Origin of the sequence: Tistrella sp., assembly GCF_002684955.1 — a bacterium.
Taxonomy (GTDB): domain Bacteria; phylum Pseudomonadota; class Alphaproteobacteria; order Tistrellales; family Tistrellaceae; genus Tistrella; species Tistrella mobilis.
Genome location: NZ_NYWI01000046.1, coordinates 15,858 through 30,536 on the forward strand (window position 1 = coordinate 15,858; position 14,679 = coordinate 30,536).

Below are 14,679 nucleotides of genomic sequence, written 5' to 3' on the forward strand. Positions count from 1 at the left end.
TGACGGTTCATTCGCTGCAGCCACCGGAGGCCGCATGAGGATCGAAGGCGGGCTCGGATCTGCGAAGGTGATGCACCGGCGGCTGCGGCCGCGGGAGAATGCCTTCGTCTATCCGGCCTTTTACGTCGCCCTGCCCCTGGACCGGATCGACCGGGCCGGCAACGCCCTGTTCGGGGTGGACCGTCTGCGCCCGCTCGCCCTGCTCACCCGCGATCACGGCCCCCGCGACGGCAGCCCCTGGCGGCCCTGGCTTCAGGACATTCTGGACCGTTTCGGCCTTGGCGATCTGGGCACCGGCAACGTGCTGCTGATGACCCATCCCCGGGTCTTCGGGCATGTGTTCAACCCGGTCAGCTTCTGGTTCGTGCGCGATGACGACGGCCGTTTACGGGCGGTGCTGGCCGAGGTCAACAACACCTTCGGCGACCGGCACAATTACCTCGTGGCCCATGACGACGGCCGGCCGATCCAGGCGCATGACCGGATCCAGGCCCGCAAGGTGTTCCACGTCTCGCCTTTCTGTGCCGTCGACGGCCATTACCTCTTCCGCTTCCGGGTGGAAGACGGGGTGATCTCGGCGGCGATCGATTATCATGACGCGGCCGGCCCGCTGCTGCTCACCGCCGTCACCCTGACGCGCCGACCGCTGGATCTCGCCAATGCCGCCCGGCTGCTGGCGTCCATGCCGGTGATGACGCTCCAGGTGGTGGCGCGGATCCACTGGCAGGCGCTCAGGCTCTGGCTGCGCGGCACCAGGTTTCACCGCCGCCCGGCCCCACCGATGGAGGAGACGACCCGATGAGCACGGACAGCCTGTCCCCGGGAAGCGGTTTCGCAGGCCCGGCCGGCCTTGCCGGTCTGGATCTGCCGGGCTTCTTCAGCGGCATCCTGGGGCGCTGGGCCGTGGGCGAGCTGACGGTCATCCTGCCCGACGGGCACAAGGTCACCGCCCGGGGCGCCACGCCGGGCGAACATGCGGTGCTGCGCCTCACCGACTGGTCGGTGGTCCGCCGCTGCCTGAAGCGCGGCGCGGTCGGCTTTGCCGAGGCCTATATGGACGGTGCGGTCGATACCGACGATCTGGTCGCCCTGCTCATCCTGCTCGCCCGCAATGAAGAGGCGATCGCCCGCGGCTTTTCGGGCGGGCGCACCGCGCGTCTTCTGGGCTGGATGGCCCATGCCCTGTTCCGCCGCAACAGCCGGCGCGGGTCGAAGCGCAACATCCACGCCCATTACGACCTGGGCAACAGCTTCTACGCCCTCTGGCTCGACGACAGCATGACCTATTCCTCGGGCATCTACGGACCGGACGGAACCGGCGATCTGGCGGCCGCCCAGGCCGCCAAATACGACCGCCTGCTCGACCGGATCGCCCTGGCGGACGGGCCGCGCGGCGCGCCGGGCCGGGTGCTGGAGATCGGCTGCGGCTGGGGCGGCTTTGCCGAACGTGCCGCCGCCCGCGGCCATCACGTCCACGGCATCACCATCAGCCGCGCCCAGCTGGACCATGCCCGCGCCCGTGCCCGCGACGGCGGCTGGGCCGATCGGGCGCATCTGGAATTCCGCGACTATCGCGACCTTCAGGGCCGCTACGACCACATCGTGTCGATCGAGATGATCGAGGCGGTGGGCGAGCGCTGGTGGCCGACCTATTTCCGCACCCTCGCCGACCGTCTGGCGCCGGGCGGCCGGGCCCTGGTCCAGGCGATCACCATCGACGAGCGGCACTACCAGCGCTACCGGCGCGGGGCGGATTTCATCCAGCGCTATGTCTTCCCCGGCGGCATGCTGCCGACCCGCACGGTCATCCGCGCCCAGGCCGCCGCGGTCGGGCTGACCGTCACCGATGAATTCGCCTTCGGGCGCGACTATGCCCGCACCCTGGTCGCCTGGCTCGCCCGGTTCGACGCCGCCCGCGCCCGCGTGCTCGCCGCCGGGTTCGACACCCGGTTCATCCGGCTCTGGCGGTACTACCTCGCCTATTGCGCCGCCGGCTTCGAAACCGGCCGCATCGATGTGGTTCAGGTGGAGATGGCCCATGGCCGATGACCGACGACGCACCGCCCCCCTGCTCCGCCGGCTGGAAAGCTGGCGGGGCCGACGGGTCTGGCTGATCGGCGCCAGCGACGGCATCGGCCGCGAACTGGCCCGCCTGCTCGCCGCCGACGGCGCCCGGCTTGCGGTCAGCGCCCGCCGCGCCGACGAGCTGGACGCGCTGGCCCGCGATCTCGGCCCCGAAGCCCTGGCGCTTCCCGTCGATGCCACCGATCAGGCGGCCCTCACCGCCGCCGCCGCCCGTCTGGAGGCCGCCTGGGGCGCCGTCGACCATGTGATCTACACCGCCGGCGTCTACTGGCCGATGGGCATCGACACATTCGATGTCGAAAAGGCCGCGAAGATGATCGAGGTCAACCTGACCGGCGGTCTCAGGGTCACCGCCGCGGCCCTGCCCCTGCTTGAACGCGGCAATGCACCGCAGCTTGCCCTCACCGCCAGCGCTTCGGCCTATCGCGGCCTGCCGCGGGCGATCGGCTATGGCGCCTCCAAGGCCGGGCTCTACAATCTGGCCGAAACCCTGGCGGTGGAACTGGCGCCGCGCGGTATCGACGTGCGGGTGGTCAATCCCGGCTTCGTCCGCACCCGGCTGACCAGCATGAACGATTTCCGCATGCCGGACATGATCGAGCCCGAGGCCGCCGCGCGGGCGATGCGCGACGGGCTGGCCTCGCGCCGTTTCCACATCCGGTTCCCGAAGCGCTTCACCGGCCTGCTGGCGGCCGCCCGGATCCTGCCCAGCCGCTGGTGGCTGGCGCTCTCGGCCGGCCTCGTGAAGGGTTGACTGGTGAAGGGCTGATCGGCCGGTAAGGCTGCTCAGACCGGCGCCGCCAGCCGGCGCCGGATCATCCGCAGCACCGCCCCCAGCACCGGCACCCGCTCGTAAAGCTGCGCCGCCGGGTCCCAATGGTCGATATGGGCCAGCACCCGGCCGTCTTCCGCCAGCGTCACCTCGCTCATGCCCTCCAGCGTGAAGGGCTGGGTTCGGCCCTTGCGCCGGGCGGTGAACCGCCAGCGGATAAGGCCCGTGGCGCCGTCTGAGGCGCGGGCCGTGACGCGGAAGCGCGGCGCCTCCAGCGTCCCGAACATATGGGCCAGCAGCGCCTTCACCCGGTCGCGCCCGGTCACGTCGTTGAACGGGTCGGCAAAGCGCAGCTCCGCTACCGCCAGATCCCCGATCCGGTCCAGGCTTTCGGGCGACAGGCTCTCGAAAAAGCTGCACCAGGCGTCCAGCCCGGCATGCATCCGGTCGGTCATGCGAAAAGATCCCCTGTGGCGTCCTTCGGGGCGTCCGTCGGCCGGCCGAAGCCCCGGTCGCTGCCGTGCCGGTCCAGATGGGCCAGGAAATCCGCAGCCTGGCGTCCCAGCGCCGCCACCCGCGCCGGGGCCATCCGGTCCAGCGAACGATAGGCCAGCGCCAGCCGCGGATTGCCGCCCAGCCGCCGGCGGTTGCGGATCAGGAAATCCCAGTAGAGCGCATTGAACGGGCAGGCGCCATCGCCGGTCGGCCGCTTGGGGTCATAGCGGCAGCCGCGGCAATGATCCGACATGCGCGAGATATAGCCGGCCCCGGCCGCATAGGGCTTGCTTGCCATCCGCCCGCCATCGGCATAAAGCGCCATGCCCTGAACATTGGGCAGTTCCACCCAGTCCACCGCATCGGCATAGACCGCCAGATACCAGGCGGCGACCTCCTCCGGCCGGGCGCCGGTCAGCAGCGCGAAATTGCCCGTCACCATCAGCCGCTGGATGTGATGGGCATAGCCGGTGCGGAGCGTCTGGCCCAGGGCCGCCGCCATGCAGGCCATGTCGGTCTCGCCCGACCAGTACATCCAGGGCAAGGGGCGGCGGGCATCCAGCGCATTGGTCGCGGCATAGCCCGGCATCTCCAGCCAATAGATCCCGCGGACATATTCCCGCCAGCCCAGGATCTGGCGGATGAAGCCCTCGACCGCGGCGAGCGGCGCCCGCCCCTCGGCCCATGCCGCCTCGGCCCGCCGGCAGACCTCCAGCGGCTCCAGCAGGCCCAGATTGAGCGCGGGCGAGATCCGGGCATGGAACAGCACCTCCTCCCCCGCCGCCATCGCATCCTGATAATCACCGAACCGCTCCAGCCGCCGGGTGATGAAATCTTCCAGCGCCGTCAGCGCCTGGGCCCTGGTCACCGGCCAGTCGAAACCGGCGGTGTCGCCGACATGGGCCCCGAACCGCGCATCGACCAGCCGGATCACCGCCCGGGTAACGTCATCGGGCGGAAAGCCCGCCGGTGCCGGCGGCCGCCCACCCGCCGCCCTGGCATCGAAGGGCTTGCGGTTCTCGGCATCGAAATTCCACCGGTCGCCCGCCGGGCTCTCGCCGTCATCGGGCATCAGCAGCCCGGTCCGGCGGCGCATCATCCGGTAGAAATGCTCCATCCGCAGCTGGCGGCGCCCGCGCGCCCAGTCGCGGAAATCATTCCGGCTGCACAGGAAACGGGTGTCGGGGCGAATGTCCAGATCCACGCCCGCGGCCGCCCGGATCAGCGCCTGTTCCACCCGCCAGTCGCCGGCTTCGGTCATCACCACTCGCCGGGTGCCGTGCCGGGCGATGGCGCGGGTCAGCTCCCCCGCCAGGCTGCCGGTATTCTCCGGATCGTCGAGTGCGACATAGTCGACCGTCAGCCCCCCGCCTATTGGCCCACCGGCCGCCAGATCGGCAGCGAAATGGCGCATGGCCGACAGGAAGAGCGCGATCCGCACCCGGCTGGACGGCACATGGGTCGCCTCTTCGGCGACCTCGGCCATCAGGATCACATCTGCCTCGCCGGGCTGCGCGCCATCCAGCGCGGTCAACCCCCGGCTCAGCTGGTCGCCCAGCACCAGGCGCAGCGTTCGGGCCATGCGCGGTCAGCTCTTCACATGCAGAGCGCCGCGCCCGCCATCGACCGCGATCACCTGGCCGGTGATCCAGCCGGCGCGGGCCGACAGCAGCAGGGCCATCATCGCCGCCACATCTTCGGGCTCGCCCAGCCGGCGCATGGGATGCAGGCCGGCCAGCGCCTCGGCCATGGTCTCGTTGCGGGTGATCGCCTCGGACATGCGGCTCCGGATCAGGCTCGGCGCCACGGCATTCACCCGCACCTTCGGCGCCAGTTCGGCCGCAAGAGAGCGGGTCAGCCCTTCCACGCCGCCCTTGGCGGCCGCGATCACCGCATGATTGGGAAAGCCGTGCGCCACCGCCACCGTCGACACCAGCACCACCGACCCGCCGGCGGCCTTCAGCGCCGGCAGGGCGCCCGACACCGCCTCGGCGGCGCCCACGACATTCAGCTGGAAGGCCTCGATGAAATCGCCGGCGCTCGCCCGGTGCACCGGCTTCAGCGCAATCGAGCCCACGCAATAGGCAAGCCCGCCCAGCCGGCCGCCGGCCAGCTCCGCCGCCGCCTTCGCCGCCCCGGCCGCCGCACCGGCTTCGGTCACATCGGCCGGCACCGTCCGGGCCCCCAGCTCGCGGCCCAGCCGGGCCAGGCGGTCGGCATCGCGACCCGACAGGATCAGCGCCCGCCCTTCGGCGGCCAGCAGGCGGGCCAGGGCCGATCCCACACCGCCCGTGGCGCCATAGATCAGCACCGGGGCCTCATCCCCTTCCAGGATATCCGTCATCGAACCGCTCCAGCAAACCTCGTCTTCCGGACAGGCAAGCTAGATCTGGCGGCGCCTCCGGAAAGGGTCGACGCATCCGGAAACGACCGACGGCCCGCAGCGTGCACTGCGGGCCGTCGGGGACGCGTCAGGGTATGACCGGTCCGTCGGATCAGTCCTTCAGCCCGCCATAGGGGTCGGCCAGCACCGGGCCGGGATCCGCCGCCCCCTGGGGCAGGCCTTCCCAGCCGCCGCCCAGCGCCTTGTACAGGTTCACCGAGGCGACATAGAGGTTCTGGCGGGTGGTCACCCGCGACAGCTCGACGTCGAGCAGGGTGCGCTCGGCATCCAGCACGTCCAGATAGGCGGCATAGCCGGCGTCATAGCGCAGCCGCGCCAGTTCCACCGTCCTCTGCAGTTCGGCCACCTGGGCGTCCTGCGCCTCCAGCTGGCCCATGGCCGCCGTGCGCGATGCCAGCGCATCCAGAACGTCCTGGAAGGCGGTGCGCACCGTCTGGCGATAGCTGATCGCGGTCTGCTCATAGCGCGACTTCGCCGCCTCGACCTGGGCATCGGTGCGCCCGAAATCGAAGATCGGCCCGGTCAACGCCAGGGCCAGGCCCCAGATGCCGGCGCCGTTCGACAGGAAGTCAGACAGCTGCGTGCTCTGCCGGCCGGCCGAAGCGGTCAGGCTGATCTGTGGGAAATAGCCCGCCCGCGCAACGCCGACATTGGCGGCCGCGGCCGCGATCTCCTGTTCGGCCACCGCCACGTCGGGGCGGCGCAGCAGCAGTTCCGACGGCAGGCCCAGCGGCGGCACCGGCGCATCCGGCAGAACGTCCAGCGCCACGCCGCGCTCGACATCCTTGCCGATCAGTTCCGCCGGGGTGCGACCCAGCAGCACGCCCAGCGCATTCGCCGCCTGATCGCGAGAGCCTTCCAGCTGCGGGATCCGGGCGCGGGTCGATTCCCGCTCCGACCGCGCCTGGGCCAGGTCGAGCGCATCGATCGTGCCGGCCTCGTACTGGGCCTGCTGCAGCTCCAGGGTCTGTTCGCGCGCCGACAGCGTGCGGCGGGCGATTTCAAGCTGCAGGTCCAGCGCCCGAAGCTGCAGATAGGCGTTGGCGGTGTCGGCCGCGACGGTCAGGCGCACCGCATCGCGATTGGCCACCGTCTGCAGCAGCTGGGCCCGCTGGGCCCGGTCGGCATTGCTGAGCCGGCCCCAGAGGTCCAGCTCATAAGACAGCGCCGCCGAGGCCGAGAAGGTATTGGCCAGCTGGCCGCCCGACGCGCCGAAACTCGACGTCTGGTTGCGCTGGGCACTGCCATTGGCATCCAGCGACGGCAGCCGGTCGGCCGAGGTGCCCCGGGCCAGAGCCCGGGCCTCGTTCACCCGCTCCACCGCCAGCAGCAGGTCGTCATTGGCGACCAGCGCCTCTTCCACCAGGCGGGTCAGGGCGGGATCGCCGAAATTGCGCCACCATGTGCCGTCGACACGGGCGGCGGGCAGTTCCGCGGCGCGCGCCTCGGCAGCGGCCTGGCCGCGCTCGCCCCAGCTGGCGCCGGTCTGGATGGCCGGGGGATCCCCGGCCGGGGCCAGTGCACAGGCGGACATCAGGGCTGCGGCCAGAACTGCGACAAGGGGCCGGGCCGCGCGGCGGGGCAGATCGCCCCGGATCACGGGTGCCGCGAGGCTCGGGTCAGCTACGGACATGGGCGCTCTCCGGAGTTTCGGTCGGGGCTGATGCCTGGTGGCGGTCTTTCCGCGACAGCTTCGCCGCCAGTGTATAGAAGGCCGGCACGAAGAACATCGCGATGAAGGTGGCCGCCAGCATGCCGCCGATCACGCCGGTGCCGATCGAGTGACGGCTGGCAGAGCCGGCACCGGAGCTGATCGCCAGCGGCACGACGCCCAGGATGAAGGCGAGAGAGGTCATCACGATCGGCCGGAAGCGCAGGCGTGCCGCCTCGTCCGCCGCATCGATGATGCTCCGCCCCGCCCGGCGCTGCTGCATGGCGAACTCCACGATCAGGATGGCGTTCTTCGCCGACAGGCCGATCAGGGTAACCAGACCGATCTGGAAATACACGTCGTTCTCGATGCCGCGCAGCCAGATGGCGAGCAGCGCACCCAGAACCGCGAAGGGCACGGCCGCCACCACCGCCAGCGGCATCGTCCAGCGTTCATACTGGGCGGCCAGGATCAGCACCACCATCACGATGCCGAAGCCGAAGGCCAGCATGCTCGACCCGGCGGCCGCCTTTTCCTGATAGGCGGATCCGGTCCAGCTCAGCGTATAGCCCTCGGGCAGGGTTTCCGCCGCCACCTGCTCCATGATCGAGAGCGCCTGGCCCGAGCTGAAGCCCGGGGCGGGCTGGCCCATGATCTTGGCGCCGGTGAACAGGTTGAAGCGTTCCAGCATGTCGGGGCCGACGATGCGCTTCGCCGTCACCAGCACGTCGAGCGGGATCATCTCGCCCGAATTGGACCGCACGAAGACATAGCGCATATCGTCCGGCGTGCGGCGGAAGTCGCCTTCCGACTGCACATTCACCTGGAAGGTCCGGCCGAACAGGGTGAAGTCGTTGACGTAGAGCGATCCGAAGGTCGCCTGCATGGTGGTGTAGACATCGGCGATGGGCACACCCAGCGCCTTGGCCTTCTCGCGGTCGACGGCCACGTCGTACTGCGGCACCGCGGCCGAGAAGGTGGTCGACAGGCCGGTCAGTTCCGGCCGCTGCGATGCCGCCTGGATCAGGCTCTGCACGGCAGCCTGAAGGTCGGCGACGGTGCCGCCGGTGCGGTCCTGGACATAGGCCTCGAAACCGCCGGTCATGCTGATGCCCTGAATGGGCGGCGGGTTGAAGGCCAGCGTGAAGGAATTGGGGTCGCTCATGCCGATGCCCATCATCGGGCCGGGCAGGTTGCGGGCATCCAGCGACGGGTCGTTACGCTCGCTCCAGTCCTTCAGCGGCAGGAAATAGGCGGCGGCGTTGGTCTTCTGGGCCGAGGACAGAAGGTCGAAGCCCGACAGCGTCACCACCTCGTTCACCGCCGGGTGGTGCAGGAATTTCTCGGTCAGGCCCAGCGCGCTGTCCTGGGTCCGCGACAGCGACGCGGCCGGCGGCAGATAGGTCTGGGCGATGATATAGCCCTGGTCTTCGTTCGGCAGCAGAGAGCCCGGGATGCGCTGGAACAGCGTCCAGGACGCGAAGCCCACCGCCGCCAGAACCAGAATGGCCAGGAAGGCGCGCTTCACGATCACCGACACGCCATAGACATAGCCGCGGGTCAGGCGATCGAAATTGCGGTTGAACCAGCGGAAGAAGGCCCAGGGCTTGTGCTCGCCCTCTTTCAGCAGCAGGGCGCACAGTGCCGGCGACAGGGTCAGCGCCACGATGCCGGAAATGAACACCGACATCGCGATGGTGATGGCGAACTGCTTGTACATCTGGCCGGTCAGGCCGCCCAGGAAGCCCACGGGCACGAACACCGCGCACAGCACCAGCACGATCGCGATAACCGCGCCCGACACTTCCTGCATCGCCTGGATGGCGGCTTCGCGCGGGTGCAGGCCCTTTTCGCGCATCACGCGTTCCACATTCTCCAGCACGACGATGGCGTCGTCGACCACGATGCCGATGGCCAGCACCATGCCGAAAAGTGTGAGCAGGTTGATCGAGAAGCCCAGCAGATACATGCCGGCGAACGTGCCGATCAGCGACACCGGCACCGCGATGATCGGGATCAGCGTCGCGCGGAAGCTCTGCAGGAACAGGAACACCACCACGATCACCAGCGCGATCGCCTCGGCGAAGGTCTTGATCACCTCCTCGATCGACACCCGGACGAATTTGGTCGTGTCATAGGGCAGCGCGTAGGAGATGCCTTCGGGGAAGCGCTGCGAAAGCTCGCTCATCCGCGTGCTGATCGCCTGGGCGGTCGACAGCGCATTGGCGCCCGGCTGCAGATAGATGCCGATCGCGACCGAGGGCTGGCCGTTGTAATAGGACTGGAAGGCATAGTCCTTGGCCCCCAGCTCCACCCGCGCCACATCGCGCAGCCTGAGCACGGCACCGTTGGAATCCGAGCGCAGGATGATGTCGCCGAAGGCTTCGGCATCCGGCAGGCGGCCGGGGGTCTGGACGGTATAGGTGAAGGCCTGGCCGCCGGCATCCGGCTCCTGGCCGAACTTGCCGGCCGCGAAATTGTCGTTCTGCTCTTCGATGGCGCTGGCCACGTCCGACGGCGTCATGTCGTAGCGGGCCAGCTCATCCGGCTTCAGCCAGATGCGCATCGAATAGTCCTTGGCGCCGAACAGCGTGGCATCACCCACGCCCGGCACGCGCTTCAGCTCGTCGATCACGTTCAGCAGGGCGTAATTGCTGACATAGATCGGGTCGTAGCGGTCGACCGGGGCCGACATCGTTACAACCTGCAGGATCGAGGAGGATCGTTTGTCCACCCGGACGCCCTGCTGGCGCACCGTCTCGGGCAGCAGCGGCTCGGCCGCCTGCACGCGGTTGTTGATGTTGATGGTCGCCTGGTCGGGATCGGTGCCGATCTCGAAGGTGACGGTGATCTGCAGCGAGCCCGAGGCCGAGGCGTTGGAGGTCATGTAGAGCATGCCCTCGACGCCGTTAATCTCCTGCTCGATGGGCGATGCCACCGATTCCGCCAGCACCTCCGGGCTCGCACCCGGATAGCTCGCGCTCACCACCACCTGCGGCGGCACGATTTCGGGATACTGCTCGATCGGCAAAGCGCGCATGGCCATGAAACCGGCCAGCACGATCACGATCGAGATGACCGCCGCAAAGACCGGCCGGTCGATGAAGAAGCGCGAGATCATGCACCACCCTCCGGGCGTGCCGGGGCGGCATCGCCGCCCTTGGCGACCTGCACCGGGGCGCCCGGCCGGACCTTGATCGTGCCGCCGACGATGACGTCGTCACCCGATGCCAGGCCCTGCTCCACCACCCACTCCTTGCCGACGGTCGGGCCCAGCACCACCGGCCGCACGCCGGCCTTGCCGCCCTCTTCCACGACATAGACGAAGGTGCCGTTCGGGCCCTGCTGCACGGCTTCCTGCGGCACGGCGATGGCATTGGGCAGGGTCAGGCCCTGCAGCGACACCCGCACGAACTGGCCGGGCATCAGGGCCTCGTCGGGGTTCGCCACCTCGGCGCGCAGCCGGACGGTGCCGGTGGCCGGGTCGATGGTGCTGTCGGCGAAGTTCACCTGGCCGCGCACCACCTCGTCGCGCCCCTCGACCTTCACCGCCACGTCCAGCTTCTGCTCCCGGGTCGGCGTCGCCGCCATCAGCCGCAGCTGGCGCTGGCGCTCGCTGTCGGGGACCGAGAAGTTGATATAGACCGGGTCGAGCCGGGTGATCGTGGTCAGCAGGCTGTCGGTCGAACCGGTACCGACCAGGCTGCCTTCGGAAACCTGCTCGATGCTGGTCACGCCGTCGATCGGCGCCCGCACCTCGGTATAGCCCAGATTGATCCTGGCGGTGTCGAGCCGGGCCTCGGCCGAGGCCAGAGAGGCGCGGGCCAGATCGCGGGCCGACAGCAACTGATCGCGTTCCGAGGCGCTGATCGCGTTCTGCTGGAACAGCTTCGATCCGCGCGCCCAGTCGCGATCGGCCTTGGCCAGATTGGCGCGGGCCTCGGCGACCGAGGCTTCGGCTTCGGCGACCGCCGCCTTGTAGGTATCGGGATCGATGCGGAACAGCAGGTCGCCCGCCTCCACCCGCGCACCCTCGACATAGGTCCGCTCCAGCAGAATGCCCTGGACGCGCGCGCGAACCTCGACCGACTTCGAACCGGCCACCCGGCCGGCATATTCATAGGACAATGGCAGATTGCGCGGCGTCGCCTCGACGACGCTCACCTGTGCCGGCGGCATCTGCCCGCCCTGCTGCTGCGCCGGCGCATTGGATTCCGCCGCATCACACGCTGCAAGGGCGAGGGCGGCGATCGTCGACAGAACGACAGCGGGGCCGGCGCGTCTGTCGCGCCGCCCGAAACGGTACCGGACCATGGATCTTCCTCAATTCCTGTCGAGACCCGCCGCCTGCCGCTCCCCCGGGGGGCGGGCTGCCGCCGCGGCCTGGATCTTCCGCCCTCACAAAGGGTGTGGCACGAAGGGGGTGGAGGCGAGTGCACTGCACAAGTAATATACGTGCATGAATGTATGTAAAGTGACGTCCATCACGGCATTCGCCGCCGGATCCGTTATTTTTGCGGAAACGTGCTATATCCGCCCCGGGCGCGAACCGCCCGGAAGGCGTGCACGTCGGGGGGCGCGCATGCCGGGGGGCGTGCACGCCGGGGCGCCCCTGATCCCCCCTGCCTGAGGAAGCCGAGACCGATCGTGGCCAGACGCACCAAGGAAGATGCCGAAAAGACCCGCCAGCAGATCCTGGATGCTGCGGCTGCCGCCTTCGATGCCGAAGGTGTGGCCGCCTGCGCCCTGGAACATGTGGCGCGTCTGGCCGGCGTCACCCGCGGGGCGATCTACTGGCATTTCAAGAACAAGTCCGACCTGCTCGACGCCATGCTCGAACGGGTGCGCCTGCCGCAGGAACAGGTGATGCAGGATCTGGCCGCCGGCCGGATCACCGACCGGCGCCCGCTCGACCTCTTCCATGAATCGAGCCGCGACGCCCTCAGCATGATCGTGAACGACGAGCGCCGGCGCCTGGTCTTCCGGATCATCTTCACCCGCATCGACCAGGGGCACGACCACTCGCCGCTGCATGAACGCCAGCAGGCCGACCGGGTGCATTTCATGACGCTGATACGCCAGATCATGGCCCGGGCCGCCACCGCCGGCGACCTCGCCCCCGGCTGGACGCCCGAGACCGCCATGCGGGTCGCCCATGCCATGTTCCACGGCGCGGTGTCGGACATGCTGGTGCTCGACGAATCCCAGCTCGCCGGCGAACTCGCCCTCTACCTCGAAGCCGCCGACACCCTGATGCACACCCTCGGCAGCCGCTACGACCCCAGCCTCAACGGCGGCCAGGGCTGCCTGCTGCGGCCGGCGCTGCCGGTGGATGAGGGGTGATCCCCAGCCGCTGAGGGGCGCGTTGCCCGTCTGACACCGGGCATAGCCGGCTGGAATGACCTGACCCGGCAACTGCCGCTGCCACACCACGGGGCGGGACGTAACCCGACCGGCCACCCACCGGGAAGCCGCCCTTGAACGTCAGAAAAAGACCGCCTATTTTCTGACGCATGACGACGCTTTCCGCCTCTGTTCCCGACCGGATCATGAAGCGCGTCCGCGCCCGCGGACGCGGCAGCGTCTTTACGCCCAGCGACTTCCTCACGGTTGCCGCTCGCCCGTCTGTCGATCAGGCCCTCTCCCGGCTGGTAAAAGGCGGGCAGCTTCGTCGGCTGGCACGCGGGCTCTACGACTTTCCCAAGCTGCACCCGAAACTCGGGGCGCTGTCGCCCGCTCCCGACGAAGTCGCTCAGGCGCTGGCCCGGGAGACCGGCTCGCGGGGGCAGATCGCCGGCGCACGGGCAGCGAACGCGCTCGGCCTTTCGACGCAGGTCCCGGCGCAAAGCACCTATCTCACCGATGGTCCCTCGCGGCGCGTCGTGCTGGGAAAGCGCGTCGTGGATCTTCGTCACGCCTCGCCCAAACATCTGATCGCGCCGGGCAGCCCCGCCGGAACGGTGTTTCAGGCCCTTCGCCATGTCGGCCCCGTTCGGGCGGCTGACGTCGCGCAGATCGCGGCGCGCCAGCTTTCGGCTAACGACAAGAAAAGGCTGGCGTCAACCGCGCGTCACGCGCCCGCCTGGATGCGGCCCACCCTCGTTTCGATCGCCAACGCAGCCACGGCCGATAACGATGGATGATGTCGCCGGCCGGGGCGTCGCCGACGACTATCCGGACGTCTTCGCCGATCCCGACACCCGCGTGACGGTGCTGTCAGCACGGCGCACCTTCTGGGAGAAGGCGACCGCGCTCCATGCGGAGGCGCATCGCCCGGCGGCGTCACCGACGCCGCAGTATTTTTCTCGGCACTACTACGACCTCGCCATGCTTCTCGACACGGACGAGGGCCAGGCCGCCGTCGCCGACCTTAACTTGCTGGCACAGGTGGCAAGACACAAAGCCACCTTCTTCCGTTCGAGCTGGGCCAGCTACGATACGGCCCGGCCAGGCACGCTCCGGCTGACACCAGACAACGCGCGCATCAAAGACCTGAAAGCGGATTATCGGGCGATGGCGCCGATGATGTTCGACCAGACACCGCCGCCGTTCGGCGATATACTAGAAAAAATTGCTGCGCTCCAAGACGCCATTAATAGCCAGGGTCAAACCCAACCAACCTCTTGATAATGATATCATCATGTGATTCCAGTGGTCTGTAACCACGAGGAACACGATATCTCAGCTTTTCCGGTTATCGGACGAACAGTGGGTTCAGCTTGAGCCGCACCTGCCCAAGAACCAGCCGGGTGCCCGGCGTGTGGATGACCGATGAGTGATTTCCGGGATCATCCATGTGCTGCGGACCGGATGTCGATGGTGTCACTGCCCCGCGGAATACGGGCCGTCGACAACCATCTACAACCGCTTCCACCGATGGTCCGGGCGTCGTTTCTGGACGGGCCTGGTGGAGGCTTTGGTAGCATCCGGAGCCGTGACGAAGTCAATGGCGATCGACTCCACCTATGTGAAAGCCCATCGGTCAGCACATGGGGGAAAAGGGGGGCGAACTCTCAGGCGATCGGCAAATCGCGCGGCGGGCAGACAACCAAAGTCCACCTCCTGACGGATACTCTTGGACGACCTCATACGCTCGTGCTCAGGCCTGGAAATGCGTCCGACATGACAGGAGCAGATCTGTTGCTGTCCAGGATTCCGAAAACTCGTTACCTCATCGCGGACAAGGGCTATGACGCCGACAGGCTCCGCGCGTCCCTGCGCGACCGCGGTACCGTTCCGGTGATCCCGGGGCGGACCAACCGAAAACGGAAG

General features: G+C 68.7%; 12 protein-coding genes and 1 pseudogene. 7 read left to right on the forward strand and 6 right to left on the reverse strand.

From position 1 onward, the window contains the following. Window positions 1–34: 34 nt before the first annotated feature. The 3 genes from CMO28_RS15990 to CMO28_RS16000 are packed head-to-tail and all read left to right on the forward strand — an operon-like array spanning window position 35 to window position 2,839. Entirely contained in the window at window positions 35–802 is a 768-nt protein-coding gene (locus tag CMO28_RS15990; RefSeq protein WP_062767516.1) for a DUF1365 domain-containing protein, read from the forward strand. Beyond that, the gene (locus tag CMO28_RS15995) at window positions 799–2,049 is read left to right on the forward strand and encodes an SAM-dependent methyltransferase (protein ID WP_296715156.1); all 1,251 of its coding nucleotides are present in this window, start codon (window positions 799–801) and stop codon (window positions 2,047–2,049) included. Before CMO28_RS15990 ends, CMO28_RS15995 begins: the two co-directional genes overlap by 4 nt. Continuing rightward, entirely contained in the window at window positions 2,039–2,839 is an 801-nt protein-coding gene (locus tag CMO28_RS16000) for an SDR family NAD(P)-dependent oxidoreductase (RefSeq protein WP_062767511.1), read from the forward strand. The genes CMO28_RS15995 and CMO28_RS16000 overlap by 11 nt, the downstream gene beginning before the upstream one ends. 32 nt (window positions 2,840–2,871) lie before the next feature. Here CMO28_RS16000 and CMO28_RS16005 read toward each other — a convergent pair whose 3' ends face one another. From CMO28_RS16005 to CMO28_RS16030, 6 genes are all read right to left on the reverse strand, one after another. Beyond that, window positions 2,872–3,312 carry a nuclear transport factor 2 family protein gene (locus tag CMO28_RS16005; protein WP_296715158.1) on the reverse strand — a complete coding sequence of 147 codons (441 nt, stop codon included), beginning with the start codon at window positions 3,310–3,312 and terminating at the stop codon, window positions 2,872–2,874. Continuing rightward, window positions 3,309–4,934, reverse strand: coding sequence for a cryptochrome/photolyase family protein (locus CMO28_RS16010; RefSeq protein WP_296715160.1), 1,626 nt, complete (start codon window positions 4,932–4,934; stop codon window positions 3,309–3,311). Before CMO28_RS16010 ends, CMO28_RS16005 begins: the two co-directional genes overlap by 4 nt. Before the next feature lie 6 nt (window positions 4,935–4,940). Continuing rightward, complete coding sequence (locus CMO28_RS16015; RefSeq protein WP_296715161.1) at window positions 4,941–5,696, reverse strand: SDR family NAD(P)-dependent oxidoreductase; 756 nt, start codon at window positions 5,694–5,696, stop codon at window positions 4,941–4,943. 151 nt (window positions 5,697–5,847) lie between these two features. Further along, a complete protein-coding gene (locus tag CMO28_RS16020) occupies window positions 5,848–7,389 on the reverse strand; it encodes an efflux transporter outer membrane subunit (protein ID WP_296715163.1) in 1,542 nt (513 codons plus the stop codon). After that, window positions 7,376–10,528: an efflux RND transporter permease subunit gene (locus tag CMO28_RS16025; RefSeq protein ID WP_296715165.1), complete on the reverse strand. Its 3,153-nt coding sequence runs from the start codon at window positions 10,526–10,528 to the stop codon at window positions 7,376–7,378. The genes CMO28_RS16020 and CMO28_RS16025 overlap by 14 nt, the downstream gene beginning before the upstream one ends. Further along, a complete protein-coding gene (locus tag CMO28_RS16030) occupies window positions 10,525–11,721 on the reverse strand; it encodes an efflux RND transporter periplasmic adaptor subunit (protein WP_296715166.1) in 1,197 nt (398 codons plus the stop codon). The genes CMO28_RS16025 and CMO28_RS16030 overlap by 4 nt, the downstream gene beginning before the upstream one ends. A gap of 333 nt (window positions 11,722–12,054) precedes the next feature. Between CMO28_RS16030 and CMO28_RS16035 the strand changes: the two genes are divergently transcribed. The 4 genes and pseudogenes from CMO28_RS16035 to CMO28_RS16050 all read left to right on the forward strand — a co-directional run. Further along, window positions 12,055–12,750 carry a TetR family transcriptional regulator gene (locus CMO28_RS16035; protein ID WP_296715168.1) on the forward strand — a complete coding sequence of 232 codons (696 nt, stop codon included), beginning with the start codon at window positions 12,055–12,057 and terminating at the stop codon, window positions 12,748–12,750. Between the two features lie 206 nt (window positions 12,751–12,956). Then, window positions 12,957–13,550, forward strand: a complete 594-nt coding sequence (locus CMO28_RS16040; RefSeq protein WP_322111368.1) for a DUF6088 family protein — start codon at window positions 12,957–12,959, stop codon at window positions 13,548–13,550. Continuing rightward, the gene (locus CMO28_RS16045; RefSeq protein ID WP_323755101.1) at window positions 13,543–14,034 is read left to right on the forward strand and encodes a nucleotidyl transferase AbiEii/AbiGii toxin family protein; all 492 of its coding nucleotides are present in this window, start codon (window positions 13,543–13,545) and stop codon (window positions 14,032–14,034) included. Before CMO28_RS16040 ends, CMO28_RS16045 begins: the two co-directional genes overlap by 8 nt. Before the next feature lie 49 nt (window positions 14,035–14,083). Further along, window positions 14,084–14,679, forward strand: a pseudogene (locus CMO28_RS16050) (IS5 family transposase); the annotation flags it as partial.